Annotated in this window: 20 protein-coding genes and 2 pseudogenes; 6 read left to right on the top strand and 16 right to left on the bottom strand. The window is 42.8% G+C overall.

Annotation, left to right across the window (positions count from 1 at the left end):
* Positions 1–16: 16 nt before the first annotated feature.
* Positions 17–1,189: an MFS transporter gene (locus tag FFM84_RS01965; RefSeq protein WP_130843671.1), complete on the bottom strand. Its 1,173-nt coding sequence runs from the start codon at positions 1,187–1,189 to the stop codon at positions 17–19.
* Positions 1,190–1,356: 167 nt separating this feature from the next.
* On the opposite strand from FFM84_RS01965, the gene FFM84_RS01960 reads away from it, so the two are divergent.
* Entirely contained in the window at positions 1,357–1,713 is a 357-nt protein-coding gene (locus tag FFM84_RS01960; protein ID WP_165450247.1) for a winged helix-turn-helix transcriptional regulator, read from the top strand.
* 107 nt (positions 1,714–1,820) lie between these two features.
* The gene (locus tag FFM84_RS01955; RefSeq protein ID WP_130843673.1) at positions 1,821–3,170 is read left to right on the top strand and encodes a dihydrolipoyl dehydrogenase family protein; all 1,350 of its coding nucleotides are present in this window, start codon (positions 1,821–1,823) and stop codon (positions 3,168–3,170) included.
* A 100-nt stretch (positions 3,171–3,270) separates the two neighbouring features.
* On the opposite strand, the gene FFM84_RS01950 is transcribed toward FFM84_RS01955, so the two are convergent.
* The 7 genes from FFM84_RS01950 to FFM84_RS01920 all read right to left on the bottom strand — a co-directional run bounded on the left by FFM84_RS01950 (position 3,271) and on the right by FFM84_RS01920 (position 9,001).
* Positions 3,271–3,474 carry a hypothetical protein gene (locus FFM84_RS01950; protein WP_130843674.1) on the bottom strand — a complete coding sequence of 68 codons (204 nt, stop codon included), beginning with the start codon at positions 3,472–3,474 and terminating at the stop codon, positions 3,271–3,273.
* Positions 3,471–4,460, bottom strand: a complete 990-nt coding sequence (locus FFM84_RS01945; protein WP_130843675.1) for an MFS transporter — start codon at positions 4,458–4,460, stop codon at positions 3,471–3,473. Before FFM84_RS01945 ends, FFM84_RS01950 begins: the two co-directional genes overlap by 4 nt.
* Positions 4,461–4,470: 10 nt before the next feature.
* Positions 4,471–5,460, bottom strand: a complete 990-nt coding sequence (gene galE, locus FFM84_RS01940; protein WP_130843676.1) for a UDP-glucose 4-epimerase GalE — start codon at positions 5,458–5,460, stop codon at positions 4,471–4,473.
* Between the two features lie 680 nt (positions 5,461–6,140).
* Positions 6,141–6,524 (bottom strand): YxeA family protein, encoded by a 384-nt coding sequence (locus FFM84_RS01935; RefSeq protein WP_130843677.1) that lies wholly within the window; start codon positions 6,522–6,524, stop codon positions 6,141–6,143.
* A 125-nt stretch (positions 6,525–6,649) separates the two neighbouring features.
* Complete coding sequence (locus tag FFM84_RS01930; RefSeq protein WP_225425232.1) at positions 6,650–8,014, bottom strand: DHA2 family efflux MFS transporter permease subunit; 1,365 nt, start codon at positions 8,012–8,014, stop codon at positions 6,650–6,652.
* Positions 8,015–8,190: 176 nt separating this feature from the next.
* Complete coding sequence (locus tag FFM84_RS01925; protein ID WP_130843678.1) at positions 8,191–8,484, bottom strand: ArsR/SmtB family transcription factor; 294 nt, start codon at positions 8,482–8,484, stop codon at positions 8,191–8,193.
* A 112-nt stretch (positions 8,485–8,596) separates the two neighbouring features.
* Entirely contained in the window at positions 8,597–9,001 is a 405-nt protein-coding gene (locus FFM84_RS01920; protein WP_130843679.1) for a YjdF family protein, read from the bottom strand.
* 265 nt (positions 9,002–9,266) lie between these two features.
* Between FFM84_RS01920 and FFM84_RS16040 the strand changes: the two genes are divergently transcribed.
* The 3 genes and pseudogenes from FFM84_RS16040 (at position 9,267) to FFM84_RS01910 (ending at position 10,530) form a co-directional block, all read left to right on the top strand.
* Positions 9,267–9,416 (top strand): hypothetical protein, encoded by a 150-nt coding sequence (locus FFM84_RS16040; RefSeq protein WP_165450248.1) that lies wholly within the window; start codon positions 9,267–9,269, stop codon positions 9,414–9,416.
* Between the two features lie 18 nt (positions 9,417–9,434).
* Positions 9,435–9,983: pseudogene (locus FFM84_RS01915) on the top strand (MBL fold metallo-hydrolase); the annotation flags it as partial.
* The gene (locus FFM84_RS01910; protein ID WP_130843681.1) at positions 9,973–10,530 is read left to right on the top strand and encodes a TetR/AcrR family transcriptional regulator; all 558 of its coding nucleotides are present in this window, start codon (positions 9,973–9,975) and stop codon (positions 10,528–10,530) included. The pseudogene FFM84_RS01915 and the gene FFM84_RS01910, both read left to right, overlap by 11 nt.
* Positions 10,531–10,597: 67 nt before the next feature.
* Here FFM84_RS01910 and FFM84_RS01905 read toward each other — a convergent pair whose 3' ends face one another.
* From FFM84_RS01905 to FFM84_RS01885, 5 genes are all read right to left on the bottom strand, one after another.
* Complete coding sequence (locus tag FFM84_RS01905) at positions 10,598–11,131, bottom strand: hypothetical protein (protein WP_130843682.1); 534 nt, start codon at positions 11,129–11,131, stop codon at positions 10,598–10,600.
* A 108-nt stretch (positions 11,132–11,239) separates the two neighbouring features.
* Positions 11,240–11,665, bottom strand: a complete 426-nt coding sequence (locus FFM84_RS01900; protein ID WP_165450249.1) for a GNAT family N-acetyltransferase — start codon at positions 11,663–11,665, stop codon at positions 11,240–11,242.
* Between the two features lie 69 nt (positions 11,666–11,734).
* Positions 11,735–12,199, bottom strand: coding sequence for a GNAT family N-acetyltransferase (locus FFM84_RS01895; RefSeq protein ID WP_130843684.1), 465 nt, complete (start codon positions 12,197–12,199; stop codon positions 11,735–11,737).
* A gap of 31 nt (positions 12,200–12,230) precedes the next feature.
* Complete coding sequence (locus FFM84_RS01890) at positions 12,231–12,995, bottom strand: aminoglycoside adenylyltransferase domain-containing protein (protein WP_130843903.1); 765 nt, start codon at positions 12,993–12,995, stop codon at positions 12,231–12,233.
* A 96-nt stretch (positions 12,996–13,091) separates the two neighbouring features.
* The gene (locus tag FFM84_RS01885) at positions 13,092–14,297 is read right to left on the bottom strand and encodes an MFS transporter (protein ID WP_130843685.1); all 1,206 of its coding nucleotides are present in this window, start codon (positions 14,295–14,297) and stop codon (positions 13,092–13,094) included.
* Positions 14,298–14,411: 114 nt separating this feature from the next.
* Between FFM84_RS01885 and FFM84_RS01880 the strand changes: the two genes are divergently transcribed.
* On the top strand, positions 14,412–15,281 hold the full coding sequence (locus tag FFM84_RS01880) for a helix-turn-helix domain-containing protein (protein ID WP_130843686.1): 870 nt from the start codon (positions 14,412–14,414) through the stop codon (positions 15,279–15,281).
* A 57-nt stretch (positions 15,282–15,338) separates the two neighbouring features.
* On the opposite strand, the gene FFM84_RS16035 is transcribed toward FFM84_RS01880, so the two are convergent.
* The 3 genes and pseudogenes from FFM84_RS16035 to FFM84_RS01870 all read right to left on the bottom strand — a co-directional run bounded on the left by FFM84_RS16035 (position 15,339) and on the right by FFM84_RS01870 (position 16,675).
* Positions 15,339–15,506, bottom strand: a complete 168-nt coding sequence (locus FFM84_RS16035) for a hypothetical protein (protein ID WP_165450250.1) — start codon at positions 15,504–15,506, stop codon at positions 15,339–15,341.
* Between the two features lie 56 nt (positions 15,507–15,562).
* Positions 15,563–16,112, bottom strand: a pseudogene (locus tag FFM84_RS01875) (DMT family transporter); the annotation flags it as partial.
* A 149-nt stretch (positions 16,113–16,261) separates the two neighbouring features.
* A complete protein-coding gene (locus FFM84_RS01870; protein WP_130843689.1) occupies positions 16,262–16,675 on the bottom strand; it encodes a GNAT family N-acetyltransferase in 414 nt (137 codons plus the stop codon).
* Positions 16,676–16,825: the final 150 nt, after the last annotated feature.

The raw sequence follows: 16,825 nt of genomic DNA, 5'->3' as shown, positions 1-16,825 counted from the left end.
AAACACGTGGTTTTACTTATTTTTTAGCTACATAGCGTGCCAATCCGACTGCTATTAACAGCGCCGCACAAGCGATACCGCATAATCCTTGAAACCCAATTTGTAAGTATAGCGCGCCGCCAAACATCGAACTAAAGGTTAGTCCAAAGTACAGGCAAGCACTGTTGAATGCTGTCATCGTCGAACGTTGTTCAGGCAAACGATTAACGACATATGCGTTAAGTGCCGTGACACCGAAACCTTGAACTAACGCTAATCCAATTAAACACCCCGCAATGATAACTAAATTGTTGGCACCACCGATCATTCCCAGGATCAACACCACGGACAACAATCCATTTAATTGAACAGATCGTAACAGACCAATTCGCGTCACCAATTTCCCACTAAAGAAGCTAGCCACAAAGTTACTTAAGCCATACAAACTAAATAAAATTCCAGACTGACCCGTGTTTAAGTGAAATGCGGCTGTCACATAAGTGCCCAAAAACGTATAAACGGTGTAAAAGCCTAACATCCAAACAAGTGTGATCAATAAGGTTAACCACGCTGACGGCGTTTTAAGTAAGGTTCGATACCCGCTTAAATACGATGTCGTGACCGATTTCATCGGTGTTACTGGTGGCAACACCGCCCACAAAACACCTAAAGCTAACATGGTCACAATCGCAGAACCCCAAAAAGCCCAGTGCCAATCCGCTAATTGTGCAAGTCCTGTTCCCAACGGTACCCCAATCGCAATCGACAACGATAAGGCAGACATCGTAATGCCCATCACGAGATTTAACTGCTGACCTTTAAACGTTTGACCAATCAATGCCCAAATATTAGGCAAGGTTAACGCGGCGCCAATCCCAGCAATTGCCCGACAACTATCGAATAAGATAATCGTTGGTGCAACGGCACACAACACACTGCCAATTAAAAATAGGCCAACGCCTAATAACAATAACCGTTGACGTGGATACCGATCACCCAGCGGCCCTAAAATCGGTGCCCCAACAGCATAACAAACCGCATAAACGGACACGGTTAATGCGGCCTGATTGATCGGAATTTGAAAACTCTGTTCAATTGCCGGTAATAATGGCGCAATAATAAATGAATCCGCGCCAACAATAAAGACAATCAAAAATAACCCCGTGACTAACAACCAATTTTTGGCGGTAATCTTGGTTTCTCGTTCCATTTCGCAACACTCCTTCTCTACATGAGCCTTATTGTCACGAAATTTCAGTTAAAACACAATACGGGAATTTAATGTAACCTAGACTCAGTTGATATCCTGGCAAGTCCGAATTTTCCTTAAATTATGAAGCCGTGTTATAGTGAATAAAAAACTTGGAGGAACGTATGATGTTAACTGCCCTCAATACTCAAACTCGACACGGTGAAGTTTGTCCGTTAGACACCACCTTAAAAGTGATTACTGGTAAATGGAAATCGATTATTTTATGTCGTTTAATGAAACAGGAACTTCGCTACAGTGAACTGTTACGCACTTTACCAGGTTGTACGCGGCGAATGTTGTCCTTGCAACTCAGCCAATTGGAAGCTGACCATATCATCCAAAAGGAAGTTGACCCAACTTACACCCCCATTAAAACAAGTTATCATTTGACTGAACTCGGCCAAAGTTTAGTGCCCATCATTCAAGCAATGGACCAATGGGGTGCACAGTATATTAAGACATTGGAAACGACTACCGATTAGTACCGCCTAACTCAATGTCGTCAATTGCATATCAGTTGCAACCGCTTAACAACTCTCGTAAAATTCAGACTAATTAAGTAACCATTAGTTTGAAGGGAGTGCTCAGTATGGCAACAACCAATTATGATTTTGATATCTTGTATTTAGGTAGTGGGCATGGCACATTTGACGGGGCCCCAGCCCTCGCAAAACAAGGTTTAAAAGTCGGGGTTATTGAGGCCGGACTGGTTGGTGGTACCTGTCCTAATTATGGATGTAACGCAAAAATCACCTTAGATTTCCCTGTCCATCTTCAACATCAAGTTCATGAACTCAACCCCGTCTTACGAGGCGCGTTAACACTGGATTGGAATGCCAATTTACGTCATAAACAAAAAATCATCGAACCGCTACCTGACATGCTTACCCATCGCATGACTGATTCAGGGATGACGTTAATCAAAGGCTTTGGTCATTTTGTGGATGCCCATACGATTGCGGTTAATGAAACACAATATACCGCTGATAAAATCGTGATTGCGACCGGTTTGAAGCCCCGTCCACTCACAATTCCCGGCAACGAATGGGCGATGGATAGCACGGCCTTTATGGCGCTTGATAATTTGCCCGCTAACTTGGTCATTATTGGCGGTGGCTACATTGCCATGGAATTTGCCACTATGGCGATCGCGTCCGGTAGTCAAGTGACCGTTATTTTACGAGGTGATCACGCCTTACGCCAATTCCACCAACCATTGGTCAATCAATTAATGCTGCATTTGACGGATCAAGGCGTCACTTTCTTACGACAGACAACCGTTCAAGCCATTAAGAAAACGGCGACACAACGATATGAAGTATTAACTGAAGACGATACCTTGGTAACTAATGGGGTCTTAAACGCGACTGGCCGTGAACCTAACATCGACTTATTAGCGTTAGACGCGATTGGCCTCGATTCAACCGCTAACGGTATCTTGGTGAATGATCACTTACAGACCAATATTCCTAATATTTATGCAGTTGGCGATGTCATCGACAAGCCACAACCCAAGTTAACCCCAACGGCTACTTTTGAAGCCCGCTATTTGGCACAATTACTAGGTGAACATACAACCGATCCGATTGATTACCCACCAATTCCAACCGCTGTCTTTAGTTCACCACGCTTGGCACAAGTCGGCGTGAGTGTCACTACGGCGCAAGCTCATCCAGCGGAGTATCGGATTGTCGAACAACATTTAGCCGATAATTGGTATCACCAAGTTAGTCAAAGTAAAATTGGTACCACCATCTTAGTCTTTGATCAAGCTGATCGCTTAGTCGGCGCCACTGAACTCAGTGATCGCGCGACCGCTAGCATTAACACGTTACTGCCAGCGATAACCTTGAAACTAACTGCGCACGAAGTTAACCGGATCATTCCGATTTTTCCAACTGACGAATCAGCAGCTTGGAAATTGTTACCACATGACTAAAAACTGAATCATATCAATAATACGGCCCCATAGTAATTAATAATTGCTATCAGGGCCGTAACTTTGTTTTCATATCATTGTACATATATTATTTTTCTAACTACAATTCATCTTCAGCATTACTTGCCTGCCTTCCCCAGCTAATCACCCATAGACTTACCATTAATCCCCCAATAAAAACACCAACGATTGCCAATGCCAATACCCCCTGGCCAAATACATTCGCTAACCAGGCAGCGCCAAACGTACCAGCAACAGTACTGGCATCCGTCACGGCTAAGGTCTTGCCCATTGTTTGGCTCATCTGATTAGCCTCGACGGTTTGTTGAATTCTTGAAAAAAATGTACATTAAATAGGCCTCTAACGAATCCTAACCCAAACATACCAATCATCATTGTGGGCACAATTGGATAGAGTAACACTAAGCAAACCGGTAACCAACAACTCAACGTGCTCAGTCTAACTTGAGGCCAGAATTTTAATCCACTTGGTGCTAATAAAATACCAACCGCTTCACAACCGAGGAACAGGCTCAAAAGCCAATTACTTTTTAGGACAACCAACGCCAACCATGGTACAAGTACTATAACTAGCGCATCAACCAAATATCCAATAGCTGCTAATAACAAGTCAAACTTGACGCTACTTTTAAACCGGTTTTTAAAACGATTCCTGGAGGTACTGGCCTTACTATTACCTGATCTTTGACCATGCAACTGTAAATCAAAGATCACTGATAAAAGAAATAAGATACCAATAATAGAGATGATCATTTTAGGGTTGATGACTAGTAACAGACTCATTACCAAAATTGATGATATCATAATTGATAGTTGTCGCACCTGCGTTTGAAGACTATTAACCCGCTTAATCTCACTGCCGACAAATAGTTCTGGAATAATCGTTTTATTACTGAGTTTATAAAAAACACCAATTGATTTATTAAGCACGGAAACAACAATCAATAGAATGACCACGTTCACCGATACTGACATTAATAAATAAGTGCCAATGAATAGCAATCCGGTCAAAAGATCCGTCACGATCATCACTACTTTGGCACGCCAAACACCAACAACTTTGCCTGCAATCAGATTTAACGCAATAGCAGGCAACATCGTGATCGTCAAAACTTGACTGAGTAACTCCGGTGAGCCGGTTTCTTTAATCATAATCCAGGAGACCAAGTACGAAAAACCATAAAAGCCAAAGAACGTGATGGTCATGCTAGCGATATACGGCATCTGATTATTGAAACGGCGTGATGTGCTTGAATTTTGTTTAGTCAACTGCCTTATTCTAAGCTTCAAAACCATCGGGGTGCTTCTGCGTCCAATTCCAAGCAGATTGAATAATTTCATGGACATCATCATAATTCGGTAACCAACCCAATACTTGGCGGGCCTTATTGCTGGATGCAACCAATGTATCAGGATCACCCGGACGTCGTGGCCCAATGACCGCCTTGATCGGTTGACCAGTGACTTCACGCGCAGCCGTCAATATCTCTTGGTTTGAAAACCCAGTTGAAGAGCCTAAGTTAAAAGCATCACTTTGGTTGCCATCGGCTAAATATTGCACGGCTTTAATATGTGCATCAGCCAAATCAACAACATGCACATAGTCGCGGACGTTGGTGCCATCCGGTGTTTGATAATCATCACCAAATATTTGAAGTTTGGCACGTTTACCTTGTGCAACTTGCATGATGATGGGAATTAAATGCGTTTCTGGGCCATGATCTTCCCCAATACTGCCATCAAGTTTAGCGCCAGCTACGTTGAAATAACGCAACGCAATAAACTTAATACCATAGGCAACATCGGCCCAATGCATAATTTCTTCCATCATCAACTTACTGGCACCGTAAGGATTAATCGGCTTTTGTAAATCCGTTTCAGCAACTGGAATCTTCTTTGGCGTACCATATGTCGATGCCGTTGAAGAAAAGACAATTTGCTTCACATCATGGGCCTGCATCACCTCAAGTAGCGTAATCATGCCAACCGTATTGTTATTAAAATATTTTAGTGGTTTCGTCATTGACTCTGGCACGACCGAAAAAGCAGCGAAGTGAATCACACCCGTAATCTGTTCTTTTTCAAACACACGATTCATAAAGGCTTTATCACGTACGTCGCCTTGATAGAAAGCAGCCTTTAAACTAATTGCGGCCTCGTGACCAGTTGATAAATTATCAACGACCACGACATCCGCCCCATTTTCAACCAATCGATCAACCGTATGCGATCCAATGTAACCTGCGCCACCCAAAACAAGAATAGACATCTTAAATCCCCCAATTGTCTGATTTTAAATGCGATGTTCATTTAACAACATAATCCTAATAATAAAAACGTCATTTTCGCTTGGTTTATAAGTTAACCTAGTTTTTATGAGGATTATACATAATGACCCTTTTTCAAAAGGTATCCTGCGTCAAGGACGACCTTATCATGCAAATTATCAACCGTATAACAAATGATAAATACTTATATAACTGGATTTCATGCATGAATGGTACCATTGCAAAATTTGTCTATCAAGGGAATATTTGAAAATAATATTATTCATCATAATATAAAACATATGTCAATTAGTTGATGTCTAAACAAAAAATAAAGATACGACATAGATTTCCTATATCATACCTTTACAAAACTAATTGCTATTCAAAAACTAATCATGACTGCCGCGCGTGCCGATACTCTTTAATCTCACGGTAGATCATTAAACTTAATTGTCCAACGGTTACTAACAACGACAACTTCCCCCACAAACCAAAACCACTTTTTTTACTCATACTTTTGACCTCCTTTGACGGCCGTTGTTTAACTCGAACTAGTCACATTTGCCTAAGATTAGCTTACCGATTATTTACCAACGATCCAATTAATATGCTCAAAATAATCGCATCAAAAAAGCCACTTTACAAAGACAATTAGTCTTTATAAAATGGCATTTAATTTCTATGGTAATTGCACATTTTTTGGCACCTGTTGTGCTTTAATCGGTTTAAAATTCGTTACACCGTAATGCCGATTAACCGTTAATTTAACTATTTGACCATAGCGTAATGACCATGGCCGATCAACGTTTGTTTTAAATTGAACCTTTTTTGTTTGGCCTTGTGCATTCACCGCACGACCACGATAACGATAACCATTAACGGTTAAGCTTACTGGTACCGTAATCGGAAAAGTCCCACTACTTTGATGGACACGCATATAATAGGTTTGACCACCATACCGATAAACTTCCCAGCCAGCATTTAACGCTAACACTAAGACCAATAACCCAACTAAAACGCCACCGATCCAACGATCAGTTGGCTTTGACACTGTTTTTGACACTTAAAATCCCCCATTGCACACAAATTTAATTCAACCACACCATATTTCCCCAAAGTGTTGTTAAACCAACATTTATAAGCGTACGAGTTCAGGCTAAGTCTGTCAATGCCTATTTTTTTACTGGATTATACACGCTTAAGTTGCCAAGCCGACCAACAACCTAGTAATGATAGGATTGCTGCGCCGAGAAAAGCCACCAAAACACCGGCTGTAAAGCGATTAGCGGTCTGATAGCTTCCCACCGAACTGAAACCGATAACTGCTAATGTTGTCCCAACCGCGCCACCAAAAAGACGAAAAACATTATAAACACCAGCTGCTTTACCTAACAATGTAGGCGTGGCCGCACCGAGAACTGCTTTTTGTAAAGCTGGTCCTCCCATCGACAAGCCAACACCTGCCAAGGCTAGTGGAAAGATCAACCAAACATAAGTTGTCTGAACCACTAGCAAACCAACCAGCAATAAATAACCAATGCCTTGTAACAACAATCCCCATAAGGCAACAATCCGTGTCCCCCAACGATCAACAGCCTGACCGGCAAACGGCGCTACTAACACTAAGGTCCCCGTCCAAGGTAATAATTCTAAGCCAGCGGTTAACGCTGTGGCATGTCGACTAACTTGTAAATATTGAGGTAGAAAGAAAACAATGCCATACATCGCAGCATATAGTAAAAATGTCGCTACATTACCATGGATAAACGCGACTGTTTTAAATAATTGCATCGGCAATAACGGCGTATTAGTTTGATTTTGACGGTGAATAAACCAGCCCCCGCCAACTAAACTTAATCCACCGATGACCACGACTAGCCCGAGAAAAAGTGGCTGACTAATGGCCGTCATGGTCGTGGCGGATAAGGCCCAGATTAACCCGGTTGACACGAAAATTAAGAGCCATGCATCTAACCAGTTAATCGGTTCAGCTTGACCACAACTTTCTGGCAAATGGCGCTGCGATAAACCAACTACCGCCAATCCAATGGGTAAGTTAATCCAGAAAATCCATTGCCACGTCAATTGTGTCACAATCCAGCCGCCTAAAGAGGGGCCAATAATCAAAGCTAAGCCACCGATACCACTCCAAATGCCTAACGCCTGCCCACGCCGATTTGCTGGTAAAGCTTGCGTTAAAATTGCCATTGACATCGGTGTCATCACCGAAGCACCAATCCCTGCCACCACGCGAGCGCCAATCAAAATCGCAATGTTAGGTGATAACGCACAACCAATTGACCCTAAACAAAAAATCAGAATACCTAATTCATAGACTCGCCGACGACCAAAACGTTCACCTAGCGCGACACCAACTAATAACACGGCCGCAATCGCGATATTATAGGCGTTTAATGCCCACTGTAAACTACTAACAGAAATCTTAAAATCGGTTCGAATCGCGGTTGAAGCGGTCGTCACGATCATCGAATCCATCATTGCCATAAAAAAACCTAAAGCCGTTAATCCCAGTACCCAGCGTTGTTTTGCCATCAGTTTGGCCCCTCACTATTTATGTCCTTGTTAATAAAAATCACCAAGCTTGATGTTAAGTTATCTTTTCCGGAAAGATAGTTCAAAACCTTTTGAACTATTTAACCATATCATCTTTAATTTTATTTAACAAGCAAAAAAAAGCATCGGCCATTGCCAATGCTTTTTCACTAGCGCTATAATCGCTGGGTAAAATTCGTCACATACGTTTCAAACGTCGACCAATTAATCGTGACATATTTCTCTCGGGCAATCTTTTCAGCGGTAATTAAACCGGCTGCTTCGAGGAGTTTGAAATGATAAGAGCCGGACGTCTTACTGATATTTACTGCCCGCCCGACTTCACCACAAGCAACTGGATGATCAGTCTGTTTGATATATTGTAAAATTTGTAGCCGAATCGGATCGGCCAGTGCTTTAAAAATTTGGATTTGTTGAGCATCTTGCCCAAGATTTATTTCAGTTTTCATGACTTTTATTTTACTAGTTTTAAGGTGATTTTCAAGTCACCAGCCTGAGACACCAAATGGCGTTCAACGGGAATTAATTCCAATCAAACGCCATTTGGCTGGTACTTTTCAATCAATGACCACGATGCTTTGCTAATCGTTTGGCTTGTTTTTTCTGCCGAACCTCAGCCGCATGTTGCAATCGACTTTGACGCCGCCGTTGCTTCTTCAACACCAAGTTTTGTTGATGCTGTAATTTAAGCAACTTGGTGGCGGACTGCCGACCACCTTGTTTAGTGCTGCGACGAGCTTGCCGTTGTCGCTGGTTCACTGGCGATGGTTGTGTTTCCGGCATTAAAGCCGACCAGTGTAAAATGGTCCAACGCTGATTAATCAACCACCAAATTTGCGGCATCGTTGGCGGTTGCGTGCCTAACGTCACCCGTGCGACTTGATAGCCAGCTGATGTTCGCCGTTCAAATAGGCCACGGTAAAACCCTTGATCAAAAAATACAGTTAGTTGACAATGAATCGTCATGCTAACCCCTCCTTAAGAAAATAAATGACGAAATTTGGACAACCAAGGAGGCAGGATACTCTCGGCAAATGCCGCGTCTGGACTACCAACCAGACCGTGTTTTTAATTTCGTTAGTCTTATCATACTGTTTTTTAACCGAAATCGCACTAATGATTGTGCCCTAACCTCATGGCTAGTGTTCGTTCAACAAATGAATAAGCACATTAATTTCTCTTTTCCTAATCAGATTAGGTATAATGCTAGTCAACTTAGGGGGATGATTTTATGCACGTCTATCAAAAACAAAACCACCAATTAATTCAACTGACCGTCTTACCACATTTATTCCCAGTAAACTGCTACGTTTGGGAAGGTTCCACAGCCTTGACCATTATCGATATGGGGACACCCCAATTTGTCCCAGCATTAAAATGACTCGTTGACCAGACCGGCAAACCGATTAAACAACTCTTACTGACACATGCACATGCTGACCACGTTAACGGTGTTCCAGCTTTTCGGCGGGCATTTCCACATGCTCAGGTTGGCATTTCAGAACGAGATGCTGCTCTGCTAGCTGGAAATTTCACGTTACAGCCGAATGAAGATCCGCAGGCCATTCAAGGTGGCTTTGCTAAAGTAACCATCAAAACCGACTTCACCTTTACTGGTGGCGATAGAATTGATGACTGGCAATTACTTAATACACCCGGTCACACGCCGGGATCACTAAGCTTTTTCCAACCTGATCAACGAATCGTGATCGTTGGTGACGCTTGGCAAATCAAAGGTGGTTTAGCGGTTGCTGGCGATGTTCGTTGGCGGTTTCCATTTCCAGGAAAAGCGACTTGGTCACCTGCCACCGCCGTTCAAAGCGCCCATCAACTTATTGACTTACATCCACAACTACTCGCAGTCGGGCATGGATCAATGATGACCACGCCAACGATGGCGATGCAGCAAACACTTCAACGAATGGAGGCCCATTTAAATGACCAATAAGGTGACTCAAGATCAAGTCGTTGAGACCGCCCTAACCCTGTTAGATCAAAACGGCCTAACCAACGTTACACTCAAACAGGTCGCTGCCCAACTAAATATTAAGCCGCCCTCGCTGTATACCCACATCAAAAATTTGACCGAGTTACGAGCATTAATGGCACAAGTTGCCTTGACCAATCTCAACACACAACTGACACAAGCGGTAATTGGCTTAAGTGGTCGCTCAGCTATTCAAGCGGCTGCGATGGCCTATCGAGATTTTTTCCAACGACATCCCGGTCAAGCCGAACTGACACAACAAGTGACCAGTTGGGCCAATGCGCCGGTCGCCATAGCCACTTCCGATCAAATCGTTGGCCTACTCACAACCATCGTTCAACAGGCCGGCTTAGCAGTACCTAACGATATTAATTACGTTCGAGCCTTGCGCAGTTTTTTATACGGATTTTCAACACTAGAACGTCAAAACGGCTTTCAGCTAGACGAAAGTATGGATGCCAGTTTCAAATTTGGCCTAAATTTACTATTAGCAGAATTACCGGAATAAAAATTCAATGTGCCAAATAAGGGCTTCAGCGCTAGTTTCAGCAATGAGGCCCTTATTTTGATACATATCACCAGAATGATAACCCAATAACCAAGCACCCCAGCACGCCAAAAATCAACGTTAACATCCGATAATAGCCCTTTAATGTTTCGTAATCAGCCTTATTTGGCAATAGAAATGGCTGTTCAGATAAAGGTCTCGTTTTCCAGATTGGTTGTGTGGCCCAGAATTCAATCAGTTGCCGTGGTAAAAAAGCGATACCTGGTATGATCAATAACACTGCCACACCCAACGCGCGTAACATCCCGTTCGACCCAATCGCTTGCCCTAACAATGCACTAAAAATAACATAAAAAACGATCGCCACACCTAAAATTGCCGCAAGACGCTCACTAATTAGTAAAATTTGATGTCGACGACTACTTTGACTGTACGGCTTTAAAATCTGCTGTCGCACTTGGCGTCTCGCTTTGCGCGTGGCTTGTTTTTTGACGAATAACCCTAAATAATACGTTTCACCCGCTTGAGCCATGCCACGCAGGCGCTGGACAATCACCAATTCATAAATCACGACTAAAAATAAAATAGCTAAAACTGTCATTAATTAACTCTACTTTCGCTTTGAAATTAAACAATAAGTTATAGTATAGAACAACCCGGCACTAAAAACGACTTAAACTCACGTTTTTAATGCCGGGCGCTATGTTAATTAGGCAATTAAGCGTTTCACAAAATACACAGTGGTGACCCCACGAAATGGTAAATCAGTGACCTTACCATAAATCTCAAAGCCAGCTTTTTGATAAAAGCCAACCGCCTGATAATCACGCGTGGATAAGGTGATGTTCAGTACATGATGCTGTCGCGCCCATTGTTCAGCTGCTTCGATCAACTGCGTCCCTAACCGATGACCACGATAAGCTGGATCAACGGCTAAGCGCGAAATATACAAATGGTCATATCGCCGATTCATCAACAGACCACCAACCAATTGATCTTGATCGTAAGCACCAATTGCTACCGTTTCAGCGATTTCATGTGGATAATCAATCGCATTTTCACGTAATTGCTGAGTGAATAACGTTGATAAGTAGTCATCCAATTCAGTTGGGTCGAGCTGTGCTAATTTTGTCATCTGCGTTCCTCCCATAATATCAAGTTGTCACCGTCATTATACTTGATAAAACGGTTACATGCCATTTGTTTAGGGCAAGGGGCGTTGCAATAACACCATGTCTTGTAACTGAATGCCATTCACCACAATTGGCTTGGCATAGCTATCAAAGAAATGTTTGCGGACGCCCACAAAACGGAAGCCATTTTTTAAATAAAATCGAATATTGGCTAGGTCCGCATCACCCGTGCCAACTAATAGCGTTTGGTACTTGGCCGCTAATTGTTCAACAACGCAATCCAGCAACTGACTACCAATCCCCTGACCTTGATAAGCTGGTAAGACCGCAATATTTTTTAGTTCCCCCGAGGTGATTGTCTCACCCGGAATCACCAATGCCAAGCCCACGATTTTTTGGTCGTCTTTCGCGACATAGAGTTCCCCAGTCTGTAAATAAGCTTGTACTTTTTGTTCATCATCATCACCAATTAAAAATAAATCTAATAAGTCGCGTCGATCAGTCGTTTGATCACGCCTTAACGTTAAGGTTGTCATTTCAAAAATCCTTTCACAATGACACTAGCGGTTAACCCACGTTGAGTTGTGCCAATGCCCACTGCGCAAATGGTTGCGTTTGTGTCATCAGATATCGACTACCTGGTTGATCTTGATAATCGTCTAAGGCTTGCTTAACCAATGGTCGATACTGCTGTGGGACATGAGCTAGTCCCCAAATACCACCATCCGCCTTAGATAAAATCAAGTGCTCCTGTTGGTAGGCCAACACCCGACACAGATTCAGCGTCGTATACATCGGTTGCGTGCACATCATCGTAGGCGCATCCACCACATCAAATAATAAGCCTTGCCAATAAATGGCCGCGGGTACCGGCGCAAAAACGTCGTTAATGGCCGGCCCGCACAAAACCTGCCCGGATGCATGCATAATCGTGAGATGCGTAGCTAAATCTGGATCAGTCCCATGCATCGTTTGTACATAGGCCGCTGGATCGGCCTTATAGCGATCAAGATGCATTTTAGAAAAGTGAAAATCAAATGGACATGGGTGATGGAAATGTTGCGTGTCAGCTAACAATAAGACATGCCATTCCAATCCTTTAGCCGGTGCCACTGGCCATAAGTCATTCATGGTCACCGTCATTAACGCTTGCTTGGTCGGTAAATCCAATGGCCGCCGCACAACCACGATATAATCCAAATCACTAACGCGTTCGTTATAAGATCCCAACACATAAGACCCATGCAAGTATATTCCCACTAAATTATCCGTTAAGATTTCAGTGTAAGTTTGTACGAGTCGTTGCAGCAATTTTTTCGTCCGTGCGGTCATGCCCATCATCCCAATCTAGTTTTAGTCAGCCATCTCCATAACTCCTATCAATAGCTTAACTCACTAATCATTTTCTTACTAGTCTAACAGTTTAATTTAATCATTAGACTCGAATCGTGGTAACCACCCACTCCAAATGAGGCCGATCACCATGATAACCGCCATCCATAAGAACCCGAAATTAGCCCCCCACGCGTCATTAGCGATCCCCATCAACGTTGCCGCACCACCTGCAACCAGTTGCGATAGGCCATTCCAAATCGATGTCGCGCGCCCCATGTATTGGGGGTCGACTTGTGTCATTAAAACCGTATTAATAATGACTCGCAACGCCGAATTACTCAGACCCAGTAAAAACGTACAACCGATTGTTAAGGGCACTAATCGCATGCCGACTAAAGTGAATAACCCCAGTGTTGCTAGACCAAAGAACCCCATCATTAGTGTCTTTTCATGACGACGTGCTAACAACCATCCAGTCATTAGCCCGGCTGCTAAACCACCTAAGCCATATCCCATATCAACTAACCCATAAATGACACTATTTGCTTTTAAGATGGTTGCCACATAGTCTGGCGCGGAAACGTTAAATAACTGCGTCACGATTAACGGTAAGATTGAAATTAATCCCAAACTCAAAACCACCGGTCGCACCACTAAATAGCGTAGCCCAGCCATGAAACTTAGCGAATCCGTAGCTGTCGTTGTACTAACTGATTGGTGCGATGACTTTGGAATAGCTTTGATCAAACCAGCAGCGACGATGAACAGCGCCACATTCAATCCCAAAATCACTGCAAAACCGGTAACATTTAAAATAAGCCCAGCTACCGCTCCCGCCGCAAACATCCCAACTTGTAACGAGACTTCGACAAATGAATTGGCCGCACCTAATAGCTCATCCGGCAAAATCGCTTGAATATAACTTCGAGATGCTGCCATATACGTGATCCAGCCAGCACCAGTGATGATTGCCAACACGACCATCGTCCCAAAATTAAACCCGGTCGTAGCGATTAAGCCAGCAATCACAACCATCGGTAAAGCTCGCCCTAGAAACGTCCACAAAATCACACTTTGGCGCGCGAACCGATCTGTCAAAATTCCAGCCAATGGTGCCATGAAAAAACCGGCTAACACATTAATCGTCAAATATTGCCCAACCATCTGATTTGAATGTGTCATCTGCAACACGTACCAATTTGCCCCCACCGTGGTTAACCCAACGCCGAAACCACCAATCATATCCGCCACTAAAAAATTTCGAAAGCCCGTCTGTCGCCACAATTTCAATCCATTCATTGCTATCCCAACCTCACGACTAAATTTTGATTATCTCAATAAATTGAATTTTACAATCAAAATTTAATGCTGTACGATAATGTCAAGCAAATCGTCATTTAGGAGGCTAGCGCTTTGACTCATGGAGAACTCATTCGCAAATTGCGCAAGGAACGCGGTCTTACTCAGCAACAACTTGTTGCCGGGATCTCTAGCCGTACCACCTTATCGTCACTAGAAAATAATCGTACTGACATTACGACCAGTATCTTGTTCGCTTACTTAGAACGACTGAACGTGTCCATTCAAGAATACTTATTTTATTTCAATGACAGTACCACCACTGAAAAGGAACTCGCCACGCAATATTTTTATGACAATGTTGTCAAGCAACGCGACTTGGCCATTAAAGAACGCATTCTCGATTACCAAGCCAAGTATAAAGATTCCAAAGACTTTTACTACTGCTGCTTATCAATTGAGTTAAAGCTCTTTCTCAACAAAAAGCATGACCGCCAGCTCTTTGATGTTGCCGAAGACACTGGCATCATCAAACATTATTTGGAGCGCGTGACGCAATGGGGCCACTTTGAGATGTCAATTTTTGCCAACTGTCTCTATATTTTTAGTAGTGACTACATTCGGGCCACCTTCACCATTCTCTTAAAACGTACTAAAATCTTGAGTAAAATCGATACGTATCAAAATGATCTGTCGATTTTTCTCAATAATTGCATCGTTTTAGCCCTAGAACGCCATCATTATCAAAATGCACGTTTCTATATTCATGAACTAAACGAAATTGCCGGTAAAACACCCCGCAAGGCTTACGATCGGTTGATGTGCCAATATTATCTCGAGTTAATCAAACAACTAACGCAACAATCCGCTCAAGTCGATCAAATTATTCAACAGTTTCAAGCGTTAGGATTTGATGATCACGCTAACATGTTAAGGCAATTACAACGACGGTTAACTGCCGGTATTCAACCATCAATTGCTTAAAAAAAATAGACTCAACTAGATGATTAGTCTAATTGAGTCTATTTTAGTCATCAGTATTTATAATTTTTCGAGTCGATTCATCAAACCTTTATGTTCATCGAAAATATGATTAGCTGCTTCTAAAATATTAGGACGAACCGTTGATATTTCCCGAAACCGAACAGTTTCACTATCTTGAGAGATCGTTTTTTCAAATTTAGTATCAGTATTTTTTAAATGATCCATGAAAAGGCCTCCTAAGTGTGTACATATTAACATATTTATAGAAACAAAACTGTTATTCAATCATCCACCGACAACGCCTTAGCCACTCGCCGATTAGCCACATTATTTCCCACTAAGGCTACAATCGTCAGCACGCACCCACTAATTTCAAACCATGACACGTGATAACCACCTAAAATCGTAATCACAAATGACGTAATTGGTACTAAGTTCATGAACAGAATCCCATTAGTTGGGGTTACCAAACGGTTGCCCAGATTCCAAGCAAACACTGCCACGACACCGGCTAAGGTAATCATATAACCTAACGCCACTAATTTGTGACCAACTCGGCACTGATAAATAACCCAAACTAGTGGCAATTGCTAGAATCACGATCACCGAACCAACACCATAAATCGTGGTCAACGTCGAATAACGTAAGATCGACCAATCAGCAAAGTCTGCGCCACCAGTTGTATAGATTACCCAACATAACGCACCTAATAAAATTAGTACGGTCGCGAATAGCACTTGATTTCCCGCAAACAACCGACCAACATTACCCTTAGTCACGACCATAAACACGCCAATCGCGGCAACGATCATTGCAGCCGTCGTCATGATCATTTTACTTGCCTTTTATGATCTTGATAACAAGCATCCACAAATTGTCGCAGAACTCAAAAAAATGTACTAAACAACATCCCCTATCGATACCAGCACTTTAGAACGCAAAGAGGCTCGGGACAAAAGTCTCGGGCCTTTTTTGAGTTCTAAAGTACCTTTATCAACACCCACTGAACCCCCAATGGTCCCACCGGTCGCCACCTCGTATCCTGAAACCCCGCGCGTTGATATAGATGTTGTGCTGGTAGATTAGCATGATTCACGGCTAAAATTAATCGCTTAATCTGCGGATACTGTTGCCGAACGTAAGCCGGTAATTGTTGCATCGCCATCAACGCATAACCATGCCCGCGAACTGGTCCGGCATGTTGATGTAAACAAAAAGCACCGACTAACTGATCTGCTTGAAAAATCAAGATTAGGTCTCGATCATGATCATGGGCCAACTTAGCGACAACCTTCTGCGGACTACCGGTATAAGTCAAATCCGCCAAATGATAATCGCCAAGCAGCTGTTGTTGCTGACTGGCTCCTGTATACTTTTGCAACGATATGGTCATTTGCTATCACCTCATATTTAATTATACCCGCTTGTTGTCAGTCACAATTAATGAAACTTAATTGAAAGGTCACTAACTAAACGTTGTCATAAAAGCGTTGTAATCGTTCATCTGCCTGATCCTCATGCTAGGATAATAACTGGTTAGGTG

It is taken from the genome of Lactiplantibacillus mudanjiangensis (genome assembly GCF_005405385.1).
Lineage (GTDB): Bacteria > Bacillota > Bacilli > Lactobacillales > Lactobacillaceae > Lactiplantibacillus > Lactiplantibacillus mudanjiangensis.
This window is presented reverse-complemented; position numbering and strand designations above follow the sequence as displayed.